At 61.4% G+C, this 16272-nt stretch carries 21 protein-coding genes; 11 read left to right on the plus strand and 10 right to left on the minus strand.

What is annotated here, in order from left to right:
• Window positions 1-228 precede the first annotated feature (228 nt).
• Window positions 229-564, minus strand: coding sequence for a hypothetical protein (locus tag AT959_RS08040; protein WP_066882450.1), 336 nt, complete (start codon window positions 562-564; stop codon window positions 229-231).
• A 265-nt stretch (window positions 565-829) separates the two neighbouring features.
• Window positions 830-1228, minus strand: a complete 399-nt coding sequence (locus AT959_RS08045; RefSeq protein ID WP_066882451.1) for an acetyl-CoA sensor PanZ family protein — start codon at window positions 1226-1228, stop codon at window positions 830-832.
• A gap of 49 nt (window positions 1229-1277) precedes the next feature.
• Here AT959_RS08045 and AT959_RS21790 point away from each other — a divergent pair, with 49 nt between their 5' ends.
• The 7 genes from AT959_RS21790 to AT959_RS08080 all read left to right on the plus strand — a co-directional run bounded on the left by AT959_RS21790 (window position 1278) and on the right by AT959_RS08080 (window position 5478).
• Window positions 1278-1631, plus strand: a complete 354-nt coding sequence (locus AT959_RS21790) for a heavy-metal-associated domain-containing protein (protein WP_240481782.1) — start codon at window positions 1278-1280, stop codon at window positions 1629-1631.
• Window positions 1632-1765: 134 nt separating this feature from the next.
• Window positions 1766-2248 (plus strand): hypothetical protein, encoded by a 483-nt coding sequence (locus tag AT959_RS08055; RefSeq protein WP_240481783.1) that lies wholly within the window; start codon window positions 1766-1768, stop codon window positions 2246-2248.
• A gap of 86 nt (window positions 2249-2334) precedes the next feature.
• Window positions 2335-2685, plus strand: a complete 351-nt coding sequence (locus AT959_RS08060) for a hypothetical protein (protein ID WP_066882455.1) — start codon at window positions 2335-2337, stop codon at window positions 2683-2685.
• Between the two features lie 6 nt (window positions 2686-2691).
• A complete protein-coding gene (locus AT959_RS08065) occupies window positions 2692-3336 on the plus strand; it encodes an SOS response-associated peptidase (protein WP_066882457.1) in 645 nt (214 codons plus the stop codon).
• A gap of 69 nt (window positions 3337-3405) precedes the next feature.
• The gene (locus tag AT959_RS08070; protein WP_205629867.1) at window positions 3406-4086 is read left to right on the plus strand and encodes a lipid-binding SYLF domain-containing protein; all 681 of its coding nucleotides are present in this window, start codon (window positions 3406-3408) and stop codon (window positions 4084-4086) included.
• A 76-nt stretch (window positions 4087-4162) separates the two neighbouring features.
• Window positions 4163-4933 carry a DUF2092 domain-containing protein gene (locus AT959_RS08075; protein ID WP_083518293.1) on the plus strand — a complete coding sequence of 257 codons (771 nt, stop codon included), beginning with the start codon at window positions 4163-4165 and terminating at the stop codon, window positions 4931-4933.
• Window positions 4930-5478, plus strand: coding sequence for a hypothetical protein (locus AT959_RS08080; RefSeq protein ID WP_066882461.1), 549 nt, complete (start codon window positions 4930-4932; stop codon window positions 5476-5478). Before AT959_RS08075 ends, AT959_RS08080 begins: the two co-directional genes overlap by 4 nt.
• Before the next feature lie 90 nt (window positions 5479-5568).
• Here AT959_RS08080 and AT959_RS08085 read toward each other — a convergent pair whose 3' ends face one another.
• On the minus strand, window positions 5569-6477 hold the full coding sequence (locus AT959_RS08085) for a transporter (protein WP_066882463.1): 909 nt from the start codon (window positions 6475-6477) through the stop codon (window positions 5569-5571).
• A 186-nt stretch (window positions 6478-6663) separates the two neighbouring features.
• Between AT959_RS08085 and AT959_RS08090 the strand changes: the two genes are divergently transcribed.
• Window positions 6664-7275, plus strand: coding sequence for a carbonic anhydrase (locus AT959_RS08090; RefSeq protein ID WP_157651254.1), 612 nt, complete (start codon window positions 6664-6666; stop codon window positions 7273-7275).
• 188 nt (window positions 7276-7463) lie between these two features.
• Entirely contained in the window at window positions 7464-8789 is a 1326-nt protein-coding gene (locus tag AT959_RS08095; RefSeq protein WP_066882467.1) for an anaerobic C4-dicarboxylate transporter, read from the plus strand.
• A gap of 4 nt (window positions 8790-8793) precedes the next feature.
• On the opposite strand, the gene AT959_RS08100 is transcribed toward AT959_RS08095, so the two are convergent.
• Window positions 8794-9006, minus strand: coding sequence for a hypothetical protein (locus tag AT959_RS08100; protein ID WP_066882469.1), 213 nt, complete (start codon window positions 9004-9006; stop codon window positions 8794-8796).
• A 32-nt stretch (window positions 9007-9038) separates the two neighbouring features.
• On the opposite strand from AT959_RS08100, the gene AT959_RS21080 reads away from it, so the two are divergent.
• On the plus strand, window positions 9039-9197 hold the full coding sequence (locus AT959_RS21080; RefSeq protein ID WP_157651255.1) for a hypothetical protein: 159 nt from the start codon (window positions 9039-9041) through the stop codon (window positions 9195-9197).
• A gap of 263 nt (window positions 9198-9460) precedes the next feature.
• A complete protein-coding gene (locus tag AT959_RS08105) occupies window positions 9461-9952 on the plus strand; it encodes an RNase H family protein (protein ID WP_066882471.1) in 492 nt (163 codons plus the stop codon).
• Window positions 9953-10024: 72 nt separating this feature from the next.
• On the opposite strand, the gene AT959_RS08110 is transcribed toward AT959_RS08105, so the two are convergent.
• From AT959_RS08110 to AT959_RS08135, 6 genes are read right to left on the minus strand one after another with little or no spacing between them, the layout of a single operon-like run.
• Window positions 10025-11353 carry a sigma-54-dependent transcriptional regulator gene (locus AT959_RS08110; RefSeq protein ID WP_066882473.1) on the minus strand — a complete coding sequence of 443 codons (1329 nt, stop codon included), beginning with the start codon at window positions 11351-11353 and terminating at the stop codon, window positions 10025-10027.
• Window positions 11346-11708 carry a 5-carboxymethyl-2-hydroxymuconate Delta-isomerase gene (locus AT959_RS08115; RefSeq protein ID WP_066882475.1) on the minus strand — a complete coding sequence of 121 codons (363 nt, stop codon included), beginning with the start codon at window positions 11706-11708 and terminating at the stop codon, window positions 11346-11348. The genes AT959_RS08110 and AT959_RS08115 overlap by 8 nt, the downstream gene beginning before the upstream one ends.
• On the minus strand, window positions 11689-13518 hold the full coding sequence (locus AT959_RS08120; RefSeq protein ID WP_066882477.1) for a sensor histidine kinase: 1830 nt from the start codon (window positions 13516-13518) through the stop codon (window positions 11689-11691). Before AT959_RS08120 ends, AT959_RS08115 begins: the two co-directional genes overlap by 20 nt.
• 31 nt (window positions 13519-13549) lie before the next feature.
• Window positions 13550-14341 (minus strand): ABC transporter ATP-binding protein, encoded by a 792-nt coding sequence (locus AT959_RS08125; RefSeq protein WP_066882478.1) that lies wholly within the window; start codon window positions 14339-14341, stop codon window positions 13550-13552.
• Window position 14342: 1 nt separating this feature from the next.
• Window positions 14343-15155 carry an ABC transporter permease gene (locus tag AT959_RS08130; protein ID WP_066882481.1) on the minus strand — a complete coding sequence of 271 codons (813 nt, stop codon included), beginning with the start codon at window positions 15153-15155 and terminating at the stop codon, window positions 14343-14345.
• A gap of 10 nt (window positions 15156-15165) precedes the next feature.
• Window positions 15166-16146 carry an ABC transporter substrate-binding protein gene (locus AT959_RS08135; protein WP_066882484.1) on the minus strand — a complete coding sequence of 327 codons (981 nt, stop codon included), beginning with the start codon at window positions 16144-16146 and terminating at the stop codon, window positions 15166-15168.
• Between the last annotated feature and the right edge of the window lie 126 nt (window positions 16147-16272).

Here is a 16272-nt window from a genome sequence, read left to right on the forward strand (position 1 = left end):
CTCTGCGGGGGAGCCCGGTCACCCGCCCGGTGCTTCCCTTATTTATGGGGCCTTCGGGCCCCTTTTTTTCGTTTGGCGTCGGCGGGCTTGGCAAGCCCCTGAAATATGCGTCATCCCCGCGAAGGCGGGGATCCAGTTCATTGATTTTTCTGGATTCCCGCCTTCGCACCCCAAGGGTACTTCCTGCTGGGCGCGGGAATGACATATTTTCAATAACCCAACACTTCCTCAGGCTTTGGCCGCGTGGGCCGCACTCAGTTTTTCCGAAACAAATTCGGCCCGGGAGGTCGAATTGTTCGCCTGGTTATTGATCACGCACCAGGCGAAGAACTCCTGCGGCATGATCTGGCATTCTAGGGCGAGCACGCCGGAACGCTGAAAGTTTCTACGGGCAGCCACCGCGACGGCTTTCCATTTTTCAAAGGAATCCTCGAAACATTCCGGGTCGGTGGCCGTGGCCTTGACCTGCGCCCAGGTTTCCTCGGTGTACCAGGTGACCCCGATGACCAGCGACTGGCTGCGGCGTTTTGCTTTCAGGCTTTGATAAAGCGTCGGTTTTCTCATGGACTGAAGATGTGCTGGAAATTGATGAAAATGTTTCCAGCCGCACGCAAAACCCGAGCCAATTCATGTCCCTAATTAAATCAGGTGCTTGGAGTGATCTCCGGCGTCGTGTTTCCGACAAATGCTGTCACGACCTTCTTGCTCACCAGGGGGCAGAAAAGAGCCCAAAGCGGAAGTTGCGTAAAAGCTAAAGCTGCCGTTCAACGTTTGAGTTTCTGGGGCGCTAAGCTGGCTTACCGGCGTAGCGTCACTCTCGAACAAATTGTTAGCCACTCATTGCCGGTGCCGGCAACATACGCCAGCCGTGCCGATTCCGCATCTTTACCCAGAAGTGGTAAGCGGAATGATATTCGTACAGCGTTCCAACTCGGTAAGGGGTGTGGGCAATTATCCAGCCCACCAGATAGCTCGCAACCCCCTGTTTGCGAACATCTTCTTCAACTTTTATCTGATGGATGATGGCGCTTTGCTGCTCCTGGAAGTACTCCACCTCCGCAGTTCCGAGCCTTCTGCCCCTATCGAATACCGCATAGATAATCGTTCGGCACCTTCCAGGCGGGAGTTTATTGCTTATCGGAACAACCTCAAGCGCCATATGATGCTTGTTCTTAGGAATGGCAAATAGACGTTTCAACAAGATTTTTTGTTTCTTGAGTAGATTCATAAAACAACTCTCCAACTATTAAAGTGTCTCGGATAGGGCTGCGTTTGTCATGGGACATTCTGCAACTATCCGAATTGGAAGACAATTGGGAAAGGCGGCTCATGGCTGCGGATTCAACCGAGAGTTGCCTTTTGGCGAACTTTCCGCTGAATCTGTTGCCGGATACCATCAGAACCCAACAACTGGCAGATGCACGATGCAAAGTTTGATTTTCAAAATCACTGGCCTGAAAGACGAGACCTGTGTAAGCACCTTGGCCAATGCCATTCAAGACTTGCCGAGTATTGGTCACGTCGAGATATCGCTGGAAAAAGGGGAAGCGAGTGTCGAACACGGCCGGTTCGTTAGTCCGGATGACATTCTTCAGGCCATCATCGATGCCGGATTTGAAGCCGAATATTAGTTTTGAAAGCATTCACTTGATAGTTGCCGGAACCTGACGCACGACTCAACTGCCACAGGGCATTAGGCCCGCCTTAATGGACGAAGGGTGCCGGCCTCGGGCACAATCCCCGGATGATTACTGACGAAATGCAAATGGAATTTGAGGACGGCTTGCCCGCAGTGGTGAATGAAGACCGCCTCTGGTGCGACAACGGCTGGACGGCCCGGGTCATAAAAAACGAAGATGACGAAGGCTGGGCGGTGGCGATGACCAAAGACGGAGAGTCCGAGCCGGCACTGGTTGGGCCCTGGACGATGGGGCGGGATAAGAAGAATCCCAAACCGCTGGATGCTTCGGCCTTTCAGGTCCTGGTCAAGACGGCATCGGAAGTCATCCGGCGCCATGAACATCAATTGCACGCCATGCTCCACAAGAAAGTCACGGTGGATACGCCAAGCGGGCGGCTCAATGTGATGCTCGATATTGTTCCGGATGAATACGAACCCTATGCGCTGCTCAGCGCCCAAGATCCTTTCGGCGAGGTGCTGGCCGAGATTCGTGTCGAGCCGGGCTTCAAACTGACGACGAGCAGTGCGCAAGCCTGGATCGAGGACGAATTCCGCTCGCCTGGCTGAGCGATAGATTTCCTGTCGTTGAAGATTGTGAGCCGGGCAGGGAATGGATATATACTGTACAAATACACAGTATATTGAGGTGTCGCATGAACCAGCAGATCGAACAGATAAAGGATGTCGCCATGGGCGTCGTCAATGGCATTCTGGCCTCGGCGCGCAAGCCTAATGTGAGCTTCAAGCGGTTGTTTGAGCTGCAACCGGGGGAGCGCGAGGAAGTGCTGGTTGTTGGCAGCGTGCACCGGGACTACTGCGCCAGTTATTGCATCGCCGTCCTGAATCCGCGGCTGACGCTGCAAGAGCAGCTGCAACCGACGGTCGCCTATAGCCCGGCGAGCTTGAAGGAACTGGTGGCCGGGCATTGTGATGCCATGGTTCAGGTGCAGGTCATTGATAAATGTACGACTGTCGCCAGTAGCTATCACGCTGATCGGCGGTAAATCGCCATGTGCGAGTGCTATGAACTGAAGGCAAGCTCCAGGGAGTTGGTGCGGCACTTCAAGCAGCTTGATCTGGGCCAGCGGGAGGTTTTCCGGCGAGCGGAAATGCATCCAACTGATCCGGTGCTGATGGTCACCCGCAATAGCGCTGGCTATTTGGCCAGCCGTGCCCGCTGGGGGCTGGTCGGGAGCTTTCTCGACCTTGAGCCTCTTAATCCGCCGATCAACCTGCACAGCGAGGGTCTGGAGGCCAAGCCGTTTTACGGAAAGCTCCTGAAACGGAATCGCTGTCTGATTCCGGCGACCGCATTTTTTGAGTGGCAGGCAGGCAGCGGCGGCAAACGGAAGGTACGGATCAGCGATAGCCGGCAGAAAACGCTGATGTTGGCCGGCATTTACGATCAGCATCGGCGGGCCGGAACGACCTGCGCGATTTTGACAATGGCGGCCAACGATAGCGTCGCCCCCATCCACCCGCGAATGCCTGTCATCCTGACCCAGGAGGAGGGGGCCTTCTGGCTGGCTGAACATGATGAATTTCCGTCGGATGCCTATGCCGAGATGCTCCAGCCAGCATCCCGTGGTGCGCTGCTTACGGAAGTGCTGGCCGAGCCGGAAATATCGCCACAACTGGCATTTGCCTTTGCCTGAGTTGGTGGGCGGGAGAATTCCCGGGCCGAACCATGCGCAGCGTGAGCGCTTAATTACGAGCGATCGGGTATGGACAACATCGGTATGTTCGGCTATGAATTCAACATGGTCGTGGCTAGGCCGTACGTCGCTTATCAACAGCGTAAAGACTCTCTGAGAGAAAAGGAAATCACCATGATTCGGATCTCAAGAATGCTCGGGTTTTGCCTGCTATTACTCACAAGCGGAGCTGTGATGGCGGCCAGCAGCGCCAGCGAGAAGGAAAAATCCAGGGCCGAAATACGCAAGACTTCTGCCCAGGTTCTCTCCAAACTCTATAAAGCCCAGCCATCGGCAAGGAAGGCTGTCGAGTCGGCGGCCGGCTACGCAACCTTCAGCAACTTCGGTATGAAAATATTGGTTGCCGGTAGCGGGAGTGGCAAGGGGGTCGCAGTCAAGAAAGGTGAGTCGACCAGGGAGATTTTCATGAAAATGATCGAGGTTCAGGCGGGCCTCGGGTTCGGTGTCAAGAAATTCAACCTCGTTTTCGTCTTCCAGAATGCCGCGGCCTTCGATCGTTTCGTCAGTTCAGGCTGGGAGAGCAGTGCCCAGGCAACTGCAGCGGCCAGCGACGGCAAGCAGGGTGCGTCCTATGCCGGCGCCGTATCGATGGGGGATGGTGTCTGGCTCTATCAACTCACCGACAAGGGGGTTGCTGCCGAGGTGACGGTCAAGGGGACCAAGTATTACAAGGATGACGATCTGAATTGACAAGCAGATTGACGGTTGACCGTCGCTGTCAGATGAATGCGGCTACTTTTGAGAAGCTCGATCAGAGGAGATCAATGTGAAACTAAAGAAACTCACACCGGTGCTCGTGGCACTGGCGCTCGGCGCACCGGGGCTTCATGCGCAGACGTCGCCCAGCCGTTCGAATGCCGTCGACCCGGCATCGATTCAGGCGCTCAAGGACATGGGGGCATATTTGCGGTCAATGCAGCGCTACTCGGTATCGACCGAATTGACCGGGGAGCGTGTGCTGGCCGATGGCCAGAAGCTGCAGCATACGGCAGCGGCGGAACTCGAAGTTGCCTCGCCGAACCAGCTACGCGCCCGCATGTACAGTGCCCGGTCCCAGCGGGAGATCTACTACGACGGCAAGATGGCCACCCTCTATACGCCGCAGCAGAAATACTATTCGTCGGTCGAGTTCGATGGGCCGCTCAGCGTGCTGGTTACCAAACTCGAAGAACGCTACGGCGTCGAAATCCCGCTTTATGACCTCTTTACCTGGGGCACCCCGGCGGCGGCGCTCGACAAAATCGAGTCGGGGATGAATGCCGGCCAGGATTTCATCGGCCCTGATCTTTGCAACCATTACGCTTTCCGTCAGGGCAACGTCGACTGGCAGATCTGGATTAGCGTCGGCAACAAGCCCTTGCCACGCAAGCTGGTAATCACCAATCGAGGCGACGAGGCGCGTCCGCAATCGGTGACCTTGATGGACTGGAAACTGAAACCGGGCTTCAAGGATGCGGTCTTCAAGTTCACCCCACCCAAGGGCAGCACTGCGGTCGAGCTTCGCCCGCTGGATAAAAGTAAAGGAGGGGCATCATGAATAACCTGTTCAACAAGCGGTTGGCAGCTCCATTGGTGGCGCTCTTCCTCTGCAGCTTTGCCCTTGCCCCGATCGCCGAGGCGCGTGATGGTGGGCGTGCTGGCGGCGGTGGTGGTGCGGCTCGGGCCAGTTCGGGGGGGGGCGGCGGCGGTGCCCGTGCCAATGCGGGAGGCGGTGGCCGGCAGGTGGACAACAGCCAGCGTGACGCGCGGACCAATGATGTACGCAACACCAGCGTCAATAACGTCAATTCCAACCGGAACGTGAATGCCAGCCGTAACACCAACGTCAATAGCAATCGAAATGTGAACGTTAACGTTGATAACAACGGCGGGTGCTGCGGTGGTGGCTGGGATAACGACTATCACCCCGTGGCCGCTGCCGCAGTGGTGACGGCAACAGCGGTTGCCATTGGTTCGATGGTGCGTACCCCGCCGGCCAATTGCGTTCCAGTGAATTACGGCGGTATTGTCTATCAGCAGTGCGGCAGTACCTGGTACCAGCCGCAGGGTGGCCAGTATGTGGTGATCAATCCGCCGTACTGATCTGGTCCGATGGAAGCCCGGGGCTCCGGTTTCCATCGAGCTGTCGAAAACGCAGGCTGGGGGCAGCAATGAACTCGCCCCGCCAATCTCCTAGAGCCCGCCACCCCAGCGGTGTTGCCAGGCGATGCTGATGGTGTCGAAGTCGGTGCCGGTCCGGGTGTAAACACCGGTACTGGCGTGAACCTTGATCGAGTTGCGGCGGTCGATCGGTACGGCCAGGGTTGCAGCAAAACGGGAGTTTTGCTGCAGGTCGTTGCCGCGAACGTCGTCGAGCGTTGTGCGTCCGCCGACGAAATGTGCTGCCGTCATGGCAAGCCAGACTCCGGAGCGGAAAGCGTAGACCACATGCGCCTGCGCGCCATAAATGGGGTCCTGCTCGCGCCGCTTGCCACCATAGAAATCGTTGTTGTCGCCGAACAGGGTGGCCGAGCCGCTGAGTTCAAGCGTCCACGGTCCCCAGCCCTTCGAGATACCCAGTTCGGGTTTGATGTACCAGCGGTTGGCGCCGATGTTGACCAGCCTGTCCCGGTCGTACTGCCCGGTCGGCAGGGAGATCTGGAGGCTGCCGCCAATGACTAGGTCATGCCGGTAGCCGGCGAACTGCTCCAGCGTCAGGGCCGGGGCGCCGTAAAAATTCATCGACAGGCGCAGCTTCGGATCGCCGAAGCCGGATACGTCGCGCGTCACCGATTCCCCCCGGTAATCGGCGGTGCCGTTCAGCGATGCGTAGGGCAGGATGAAATCGAACTTGGCGGCCTGACCGCCGATTTCCAGCACCCGGGCGTAGGCCAATAGGCCGAGATCGGTCTTGATCTTGGCATTGGTCAGCGGCAGCGCGGAGTCGAACGAGATGCCGCCTTCGGAATAACCGCCGCCAACAATCAGGAAATTGACGCCGATGGGTGCATTGGAATAAGCCCGTGGTTCAATCTCCTGCGCCTGTGCAAAGCCGGCGAGCAGCGTCAGGACAAGCGAGGAAAGAAGTCTGCTGCTTGGCATGGTGGCGGATGTCTGAAAATGGGCAGGGGCAGCGCGAGGTCCGGATCAAATCAGCATCATTTGATGCTCAGTACATTACACGGAAAAACAGCGATGCGCTGCCTGCCGGATGCTGGCCCGACTGGCGAAGAAGGTAGCAAGGGCTATTATTTCATTGATGCTCAAACATTCAGGGAGTCGATAATCGTGCCAGTCAATCATCCCGCCTATACCGCCGAAGAGGCACTGCAGCGCCTGAAAGAAGGGAATGCCCGTTTCGTTGCCGGCGAGGCCCGTTTCCCGACGGTGCAAAAGGAAGTCCTGGCCGAACTGGCCAAAGGCCAGCAGCCTTACGCCACCATTCTCGGTTGCAGCGACAGTCGGGTACCGCCCGAGCTGGTTTTCGATGCCGGCTTTGGCGAACTCTTCGTGGTCCGCGTCGCTGGCAATGTGCTCGGCCCATCGATCCTCGGGACGCTGCAGTACGCCGGTGCCCATCTGCATACGCCGCTCTTTGTCGTGCTCGGCCACGAAGGCTGCGGGGCGGTCAAGGCGGCAATCGCCTCGAAGTTCCAGGGGGCGACGCAAAAAAGCCGGATCGAGATCCTGCTCGAAAACATCCTGCCGGCGCTCGAAACGCTGGATGGGACGCAACCGGCCGAGGCGCTGCTTCACTCTGCCGTGGAAGCCAACGTTCGGCATACAGTCAGCCAATTGCTCGCCACGCCGGAGGCCCAGGCAAATCTGGCCATCGGCAAGGTGAAACTGGTCGGCGCGGTGTACGAGCTTGAGACGGGGCGCGTCCGCTTCCTCGACTAAACGCTGCCCGGCCAACGGTCGATGCCTGCGGTCAACGTCCCCGGGTGGGCAATTTGTCCGTCTCTTTCCGGGTAACTCTCCCGGCGCGCGCCTGTCGGGTAAACCGGCTGTTCATTGTTATTCCCCTGTGGCATAGTGGGTAAAAATGCTGCGGTGCAGCAACAAATCAAACCAACAAGGGGAATGTCATGTTCGATTTCTGGATCCAGTTTGCGCTGGTTTTAACGGCGATCCTGATCGGCATCCGGCGCGGCGGGGTGGCGCTCGGGTTGATCGGCGGCCTCGGCGTCGCGGTGCTCACTTTTGGTTTCCGCGTTGCACCATCCGAACCGCCGATCACGGTGATGCTGATCATCCTCGCCGTGGTCACCGCCTCGGCCACCTTGCAGGTCGCCGGCGGCCTCGATTTCCTGGTCCAGCAAGCCGAACGCTTGATGCGCCGGCATCCGCAGCAGATCACGCTGCTCGCGCCGCTGTCCACCTTCCTGCTGACCGTGTGCGTCGGCACCGGCCATGCCGTCTATTCGTTGCTGCCGGTGATTGCCGATGTCGCGCTGAAGACAAAAATCCGCCCGGAGCGGCCGATGGCGATTGCCAGCGTCGCCTCGCAGATGGGCATCACGGCCAGTCCGGTGGCAGCCGCCGTCACCACCTTTCTGGCGATGACGGCGAAGACCGCGGCGCCGGTCACGCTCGGCCAGATCTTGATGGTGACGCTACCGGCCGGCCTGATCGGCGTCATCGCCGCTGCGCTGTGGAGCATGCGGCGCGGCCTCGATCTCGACAAGGACCCGGAATTCCTCGAGCGAATGCAGGACCCGGCTTTCCGCGCTTCGGTCGAAATGTCGGTGACGACGCTCGACAAGCAGTTGCCGGCGGCGGCACGGCTGTCGGTCATCCTCTTTTTCTCCGGCATCCTGTGCATCGTTGCACTGGCGCTGTTTCCGCAACTCTTGCCGCTGGTCAAAGGCAAGCCGATGCCGATGACGACCGTGGTGCAGGTCATCATGCTGGCTTTCGGCGCCTTCATCCTGTTCGCCGCCAACGTCAAGGCGGCGGCCATTGCCAAGTCGGAGGTATTTACCGCCGGCATGATCGCCGTCGTCTCGATCTTCGGCATCGCCTGGATGAGCGATACCTTCGTCAAGGCCAACGAGAGCTTCCTCGTCGACAACATCAAGGCGATGGTCGAATACGCGCCCTGGACCTTCGCGCTTGCCATGTTCGCCGTCTCCGCCTTCGTCAAGAGCCAGGCGGCGACGCTGACCATCATGCTGCCCTTCGGCCTGGCGCTCGGCCTCTCGCCGCAACTGCTGCTCGGCTTGATGCCGTCCTGCTACGCCTATTTCTTCTTTGCCTTCTACCCGAGCGACCTGGCAGCGATCAACATGGACCGCAGCGGCACGACGCGGATCGGCAAATACCTGCTCAACCACAGCTTCATGATTCCCGGCTGGATCGGCGTCATCGTCTCGACGATCGTCGCCTACGGGCTGGCCCAGGCGTATTTCTGAGCCGTTATTTCGTCCAGCGAAACTCTATACTGGTGATATGAAATCGCCGTTCGATATTCTGCTTGTCCTCGGGATGGTCCTTTGTTACGGCTTGGGGCAAGTTTTTGCAGCCGACCGCTTTGCACTGGCTGCCGGTCTGCTTCTTGTTGTCTTCATGCTTCGCTTGCTGGGCAGCACGCTCACTTGGCTTCTCGGCGGGCGCTAACCCCATCAGCATTGATTAATATTTTCAGATTGAGGGCTGTTGCCATGGCATCAATCGGTCAATTCCTGTTTTTTATCGGCATCGGCCTGCTGGGGGGCGGCATCAAGTGGGGGATCGGTTGGGCGCTGTTGGTTGGATTCATCGCTCTGCTGATTCCCTGCCTTGTCCCCGTATTGATTTTCCTGTTTCGGCCTTATCGCTGATTGGCAGCATTGATCACTGCCCGGTCGCACACACAAAGGCAAGAATTGTTGCAAACGGTTACTTGAAATGTCGGGGAGGCGCCCGTATCTTCTAGCCATGCGCTGACCAGACATCAGCCTGACGGTCGCCACCTCCCCCTCTCCCCCGGCCGTCCGAAAGCCCCATACTCCCCCGGTGTGGGGCTTTCGCCTTTCTGCGGCATGGGAAAGGCCGCGAATTCCGATTATTCTTGGCCCCCGTTTGCCCGAAGCCGCGAAAGCCCATGCCGAGAAGAAGAAAAAAGAAGGTCGCCCGCATCCTTTATCCGTCGATCGGCCCCTTGCCGGCCCGGCTGGCCGAGCAGTTCGCCGGGCGTCTGCTGGTCTTCAGCGATGCCAGCCAGCGCCGGCACGGTGGGCTGGCGGCGGTGCTCTTCGCCGATCAGGCGGGCGAGCCGCTGGTCAGTACGCGGACGGTGCCGCTGACCGGCAGCAACGAACTGGAATTGCTGGCCGCCCTGTTCGCGCTGGCCGAGGTCGAGCGCCAGTTTCCAGGGCGGGAAGCCAGCCTGTTTTCCGATAATCAGGACGCGGTGACCCGGTTGAGTCGCGCCGCGACCATCGGCCTGGCTCAGGACCCGGCCCTGGCTGCGCTCTGTGCCGAACTGGGCGTCACCGCGACGCTGGCCAGAGCGACGATTCATTGGATACGCGGCCATGCCACCTGTCGCGGCAACACCCTGGCCGACCAGCATGCGGCACAGGCCGCTGCCTAGGGCTGCCTGGTTTTTGCCTTTTTTGACCGGTCGACCGCAGGCATGGCGTTTGTCTCGCCGCCAGCGCTGCGATCAGTGGCGAAACTGCTCGGCGACGATGCCGTGCCGGGTCAGCTTGTCGTAGAGCGTCTTTTTCGGTGTCTGCAGCAGTTCGGCGGTCTGCGCGACATTGCCGGCGCAACTGTGCAGGGCGCTTTCGATGGCGCGCTTTTCGGCGGCATCGACCTGTTCGGCCAGTGACTGGCTGGCCGCTTCGGGCGCCGCGACGGCCCGCAACGCATCGGGCAGGCCGAGCGCCCAGCGGTCGGCGACATTTTTCAGTTCGCGCACATTGCCTGGCCAGTCGTGCGCCGCCCAGCGCGCGAGGTCGGCCGGCGTCCAGGCGGCGAGCGGGCGCTGGTAGCGGTTGGCGGCCTCCTGCAGGAAATTGGCCATCAGCAGCGGAATGTCGTCGCGCCGCTGGCGCAAGGGCGGCAGGTCGAGACTGACCACATTCAGGCGGTAGTAGAGGTCGGCCCGGAACTGGCCGGCATCGGAAGCCGCCTTGAGGTCGGCCTTGCTGGCGGCGACCAGCCGGCAATCGACCGGGATCGCTGTGTTGCTGCCCAGGCGCTCGACACTACGCTCCTGCAGCACGCGCAGCAGCTTGACCTGCAGGTTGAGCGGCATCGATTCGATTTCGTCGAGAAACAGCGTGCCGCCATTGGCGTGCTCGATGCGGCCGATGCGCCGCTTGCCGGCGCCGGTGAAGGCGCCGGCTTCGTGGCCGAAGAGTTCGCTTTCGAACACCGTTTCCGGCAGGGCGCCGCAGTTGATGGCGACAAATGGGCCGCGCCGGCCGCTCGCTTCGTGGATGGCGCGGGCGACGACTTCCTTGCCGCAACCGGTTTCGCCGTTGATCAGGATATCGACACCGGTCGGCGCCAGCGTCGCGACCAGCCGGCGGATGTGCTGCATGGCCGGCGACTGGCCGATGATCTGGCTGACGCCGTGGCCGAGGCGTTCCTTGAGCTGGCGGTTTTCCTGGAGCAGGGCGCGTTTTTCCAGCGCGCTGCGCACGGCGGCGACCAGCCGTTCGGATGGAAAGGGCTTCTCGATGAAGTCGTGTGCCCCTTCGCGCATCGCTTCGACCGCCATGCCGACATCGCCATGGCCGGTAATCAGCAGGACCGGCAGTTCGCGGTCGTGCTGGCGCAGTTCGCGAAGCAGGGTCAGGCCGTCGCGGCCGGGCAGGCGGACGTCGCTGACGACCAGCGCCGGGCTGGCGCTGGCCAGCGCGGCGAGCATGCTTTCGCCGTCGGCAAAGCCGCGCACCGGGATGTCGGCAATCGACAGCGCCTGCTCGCAGCCCTTGCGGACGGCAGCGTCGTCCTCGACCAGAAAAACCGGAAAGTCAGCCATTGAGCACGGCCTTGGCATAGCTCGGCCGGTCGAGGTCGACGGTTTCGACGCTGAGCTGGATTTCTGCCCGATTTTGCGGGTCGACCGCAGCGATCAGCGCGGCGAGCACGGCATCGGCCAGTTCTTTGCGTTCCTCGGCGCTGCGCCCGGCGAGCAGGGCGATGCGGACATGGGCGAAGCCGCGCGGGCTCGGGCTGATGCCGACCAGGAAGGTTTCCAGGCCAATCGCCCGGCTCTTGATGTCCGGCTCGCTGAACAGGCCGGAGTCGAACATCGCGGCATTGAGCGCGGCGAGGGCGCGGGTCGGGTTGAAGTTGCTCAGGTTGCGAGTGTATTCAAGTGTCAGATGGGGCATCGGGGTCTCCTGCGGCAGGCAGCGTCAATACAAAAACGGCGCCGCCATCGGGCGCATTGTGCGCGCTCAGCGTGCCGCCGTAACTTTCGACGATGGTCAGCGAAATGGCCAGGCCGAGGCCGAGGCCTTCGCCGGCCGGCTTGGTGGTGTAGAAAGGTTCAAACAGGTGGTGGCGCACTTCCTCGGGCAGGCCGGGGCCGTGGTCGCGGACTTCGATGGCGACCTTGTCGCCGTCATGGCGGGTGCCGACTTCGAGCAGGGCATCGGCCTGGCCGGCCATTGCATCCAGCCCGTTGCGCAGCAGATTGACCAGCACCTGTTCCAGGCGGCCGGCTTCGGCGATCAGCCGCAGGTCCCGGGCGACCGGAGCGACGGCGATGCGGGCGGCGGTTTCGCGGCGGCGCGGCTCGACGATCATCAGCGCGTGCTCGATGGCGCTGGCGACGCTGACCGGCTGCGGCGTCGGCGCTTCCTTGCGGGCGAAGATCTTGAGCTGGCGGACGATGCGGCCGGTGCGCTCGACCAGTTCGCTGATCATCTGCAGGTTTTCGGCCACTTCGCCATGTCGACCGCGGGCGAGCAGGGCGCTGGCGTTGTCGGCGAAGGTTTGCAATGCGGCCAGCGGCTGGTTGAGTTCGTGGCTGATACCGGCCGACATCTGGCCGAGCGTCGCCAGCTTGCCGGCCTGGACTGCGGCATCGCGCGTTTCGCGCAGGATGGCCTTGGTGCTTTCGAGAGCAGCGATCTGTTCGGTGAGGTCGGCCGTGCGTTCGGCGATGCGGTTTTCCAGCTCGCCATAGACGCGGCGCAGTTCCTCGCGGCGGCGGGCGCGGTGGCGGAAATGGGCGGCCAGGCCAATGCCGAAGGCAGCGGCGAAGGCGACCGCGGTCGCGGCGCCGAGCGCGGCGGCACGGGCCTCGCTCGGGTCGCCCAATTGGACGACCTGCCAGCCCAGGCTGCCGACCGGACGGGTGTGGATCAGCCGTTGGCGCGGCGCTTCGCCGGGCAGGGCGAGGCTCTGCGGTTCGCTGGGGGCGGTGGGAATGGCTGTGGCCGAGAGCGGGGTGATCGCCTGGTTGCCGTATTGCCGCGTTTCGGCGAGGCGGGCGGTGACCGTGTCGCCGAGCGGGGCCAGCGTGCGGTAGCGCAGCTTGCGGTCGGAAGAGAGGAAGACCACGCCATCGGCATCGGTCAGCAGCAGCGTGTCGCCGGCCCCGGCCAGGGCCTGTTCCATCGACTCCAGGCCGACCTTGAGGACGATGACGCCGAGTACCTCGCCTTGGTCGCGAACCGGCGCAGCGAGGAAGTAGCCGGGTTCGCCGGTAGTGACACCGACGCCATAGAAGCGGCCAAGGCCGTCGCGCAGGGCGTCGCGGAAATAGGGGCGAAAGGCGTAGTTGTGGCCGACGAAGCTGCGCGGCAGGCGCCAGTTGCTGGCGGCCAGCGTCATGCCCTGAGCGTCGATCAGGAAGGTGACGGCGACGGCGGCGCCTTGCTGGGCGGCTTCGAGGTAGGCGTTGGCGGCGGCAATCCGTTGCGGGTTGGCCGGTTCGCGCAGCAGGGCAGCGAGTGCCGGGTCGAGGGCGAGCAGGCCGGGCAGCGATTCATGGCGGGCGAGCGTCGCTTCGAGCGAGCGTGCGAAGGCATCCAGGCGCTGCGCCGAGAGATGGCGTTCGTTGCTCAGGTAAATACCGAAGAAGACCCGGTAGCTCAGCCAGCCGAGCAGCAGGCAGAAACAAATTGCCGCACCGAGCAGGAGCAGGGTGCGGCGCTTACGGCCGGCAGGGTTGGGGGCTTGATTGGGATTCACCCCGACATCCTACCGATTTTGGCCTTTTTTCTCAGTCTACCGCAGCCAACTTCATTTCGTCGTTGGCATGGCGCTGCTGTTCTTCCATGACCAGGCGGCCGAGTTCGCGCTTGAGGTCGTTGAAGGCGGCCGACGACGGGTCGCGCGGCCGCGGCATGTCGACGACCTGGTCGCGCTTGACGGTGCCCGGTCGGTAGGTCATCACCACGATGCGGTCGGCCAGGTAGATCGACTCCTCGATCGAGTGTGTGACAAACAGGATGGTCTTGCCCAGCTTGTTCCAGATACGCAGCAACTCGTCCTGCAGGTTGCGCCGGGTCAGCGCGTCGAGGGCGCCGAACGGCTCGTCCATCAGCATGATCGGCGAATCCAGCGCCAGGACGCGGGCGATCGCGACGCGCTGACGCATGCCGCCGGACAGATCCTTCGGGAAGCGGTCGCGGAAGTCGTTGAGGTGCAGCAGGTCGAGTAGCTGATTGACGGTGAGGTCGATCTCGGCCTTTTCCTTCTTCTGGATTTCCAGGCCGAAGGCGATGTTCTGGGCGACGGTCATCCACGGGAACAGCGCGTATTCCTGGAAAACCATGCCGCGATCCGGGCCGGGGCCGGTGATCTTCTTGCCTTCGACGGTGATCTCGCCGGCCGAGGGCAGCGCGAAACCGGCCACGGCGTTGAGCAGCGTCGATTTGCCGCAACCGGAGGGGCCGAGCAGGCAGACGAATTCGCCGGCCTTGATTTCGAGATTGATGTCCTTCAGCGCGATGACATCCTTGCCCGGTGTCTTGAAGACTTTCTGCACGTTGTTGACGATGATTTGGGCCATATCAGTGCTCCAGGCCGCGGTGCCAGCGCAGCAGATGGTTGTTCAGGCGGCTGACCGCGCTGTCGATGAAGAGGCCGAGCAGGCCGATGGTGATCATGCCGGCGATGATCTTGTCCGACCACATGAACTCCCGCGCTTCGAGGATGCGGAAGCCGAGGCCGTCATTGACCGCGATCATTTCGGAGACGATCACCACGATGAAGGCGGTGCCGATGCCGATCCGCACGCCGGCCAGGATGTAGGGCGTTGCGGCGGGCAGGATGACGCGGGTGAACATCGTCCATTGGCCGACCCCGAGATTGCGGGCGGCACGCAGGAAGATGCCGTCCACCTGACGAACGCCGGCGATGGTGTTCATCAGCACCGGGAAGAAGGCGCCGATGGCGATCAGGAAGAAGGACGGCGGATTGCCAAGGCCGAACCAGAGGATCGCCAGTGGAATGTAGGCGATCGGCGGAATCGGCCGCAGGATCTGCATCAGCGGGTTGAACAGGTCGTAGGTACGCGGGCTGGCGCCCATCAGCAGGCCGAGCGGCAGGGCCAGGCCGGCACCGATGACAAAGCCGGCGATGACGCGGAACAGGCTGGAATAGGCGTCATGCAGCAATTCGCCGGAGATCAGCCAGGCCAGGTAGCTCTGCCCTGCCTCCTGCGGTTGCATCGGCAGCAGGTAGGCCCACCACTTGGCGGCAACCGCGGTCGGCGACGGGAGCAGGACTTCGGAGAACAGGCCGAAGCGCGAGCCGGCCTCCCAGAGGATGAGCAGCAGCACCGGGACCAGCGCGCCGTGCAGGAAGTTTTTCAGGTTTTTCATCGGGATCGCCTCACTTCACCTTGAGGTCGGCCTTGGCCTTCTGCAGCAGGTCGAGCTTGACCCATTCGGCGGCCTTGGGCGGCTTCTGCATGCGGCCGACGCCGTACTTGTTCATGAAATCGGTGGTGATGTCGATATGTTCGAGGCTGACGTCGTAGGTGTAGTCGGCGTTATCCATCGCGTCCTTGAAGTCCTGCGGGGAGATCTGGCCCTTGAACATCGACTCGCGGACATACTTTTCGGCCAGCGCCGTGTCGTTGTTGAACAGCGCGGTCGTCTCGACGAAACACTTCATCAGGCGCTGGGCGACGTCTTTTTTCTCGGTGTACATCTTCTCGGTCATCACCAGCAGGCGGACCGGCTCGCCCATCTTGGTGGTGTAGGGCTTCATGATCTCAACCCCGAACTTCTTGTTTAGGGCCTGCGACGACTGCGGTTCGGACTGGTTCATGGCGTCGATCTGCTTGGCGGCCAGTGCCTGGTTGAGGTCGGCGAAAGCGAGGAAGACGATCTGCACATCCTTGCCCGGCTTGTCGGACCAGGAGAGGCCAGCCTTTTCCAGCTCGGCGTAGAGCAGCAGCTCGTGGGCGCCGCCGCGGGTGACACCGACCTTCTTGCCCTTCATGTCGGCCAGCGACTTGATGCCGGAATCGACGCCGGCAACGATGCGCGCACCGCCCTTGGCGAAGCCGGCGACGGTGACGATCGGCACGCCGTTGGCGCGGCCGGAGATGGCACCGTCGGAAGCCAGTGCGGCGATGTCGATTTCACCGGCGACGATCGCCGGCATGATGTCCGGGCCTTTCGGGAACATGCGTTCCTCGACCTTCAGGTTGTACTTGCCACAGGCCTCTTTCATGTAGGAGACGGCGCCATAGTGGGCAAACTTCAGGTTGCCCAGACGAACGACGTCGGGTGCCTGAGCCAGTGCAGCGAGCGGGGCGCCGACACCAAAAGTGGCGAGCAGGGCAAGACGGATGGACTTGTGCATGGATATCTCCTCCAGAGTTTTTCGTAGGCCGCAGTGCGGATTGCGTGAATACGATTGCAGGAGATGTGCCAGGCGGGCGTCGGCTGTTAAGTCGTTGAATTAGGATTGTTTTGTTGTCGGTTCGAG

It is taken from the genome of Dechloromonas denitrificans (assembly GCF_001551835.1).
Lineage (GTDB): Bacteria > Pseudomonadota > Gammaproteobacteria > Burkholderiales > Rhodocyclaceae > Azonexus > Azonexus denitrificans.

Excerpts from the sequence above, each read along its gene's own strand:
- AT959_RS08080 (WP_066882461.1), top strand. The coding sequence starts at position 4,930 with ATGAATAACCTGTTCAACAAGCGGTTGGCAGCTCCATTGGTGGCGCTC.
- AT959_RS08065 (WP_066882457.1), top strand. The coding sequence starts at position 2,692 with ATGTGCGAGTGCTATGAACTGAAGGCAAGCTCCAGGGAGTTGGTGCGG.
- AT959_RS08105 (WP_066882471.1), top strand. The coding sequence starts at position 9,461 with ATGCCGAGAAGAAGAAAAAAGAAGGTCGCCCGCATCCTTTATCCGTCG.
- AT959_RS08135 (WP_066882484.1), bottom strand. The coding sequence starts at position 16,146 with ATGCACAAGTCCATCCGTCTTGCCCTGCTCGCCACTTTTGGTGTCGGC.
- AT959_RS08125 (WP_066882478.1), bottom strand. The coding sequence starts at position 14,341 with ATGGCCCAAATCATCGTCAACAACGTGCAGAAAGTCTTCAAGACACCG.
- AT959_RS08070 (WP_205629867.1), top strand. The coding sequence starts at position 3,406 with ATGGACAACATCGGTATGTTCGGCTATGAATTCAACATGGTCGTGGCT.
- AT959_RS08110 (WP_066882473.1), bottom strand. The coding sequence starts at position 11,353 with ATGGCTGACTTTCCGGTTTTTCTGGTCGAGGACGACGCTGCCGTCCGC.
- AT959_RS08040 (WP_066882450.1), bottom strand. The coding sequence starts at position 564 with ATGAGAAAACCGACGCTTTATCAAAGCCTGAAAGCAAAACGCCGCAGC.
- AT959_RS08100 (WP_066882469.1), bottom strand. The coding sequence starts at position 9,006 with ATGCTGATGGGGTTAGCGCCCGCCGAGAAGCCAAGTGAGCGTGCTGCC.
- AT959_RS08085 (WP_066882463.1), bottom strand. The coding sequence starts at position 6,477 with ATGCCAAGCAGCAGACTTCTTTCCTCGCTTGTCCTGACGCTGCTCGCC.
- AT959_RS08115 (WP_066882475.1), bottom strand. The coding sequence starts at position 11,708 with ATGCCCCATCTGACACTTGAATACACTCGCAACCTGAGCAACTTCAAC.
- AT959_RS08060 (WP_066882455.1), top strand. The coding sequence starts at position 2,335 with ATGAACCAGCAGATCGAACAGATAAAGGATGTCGCCATGGGCGTCGTC.
- AT959_RS08130 (WP_066882481.1), bottom strand. The coding sequence starts at position 15,155 with ATGAAAAACCTGAAAAACTTCCTGCACGGCGCGCTGGTCCCGGTGCTG.
- AT959_RS08095 (WP_066882467.1), top strand. The coding sequence starts at position 7,464 with ATGTTCGATTTCTGGATCCAGTTTGCGCTGGTTTTAACGGCGATCCTG.
- AT959_RS08055 (WP_240481783.1), top strand. The coding sequence starts at position 1,766 with ATGGAATTTGAGGACGGCTTGCCCGCAGTGGTGAATGAAGACCGCCTC.
- AT959_RS08045 (WP_066882451.1), bottom strand. The coding sequence starts at position 1,228 with ATGAATCTACTCAAGAAACAAAAAATCTTGTTGAAACGTCTATTTGCC.
- AT959_RS21790 (WP_240481782.1), top strand. The coding sequence starts at position 1,278 with ATGGGACATTCTGCAACTATCCGAATTGGAAGACAATTGGGAAAGGCG.
- AT959_RS21080 (WP_157651255.1), top strand. The coding sequence starts at position 9,039 with ATGGCATCAATCGGTCAATTCCTGTTTTTTATCGGCATCGGCCTGCTG.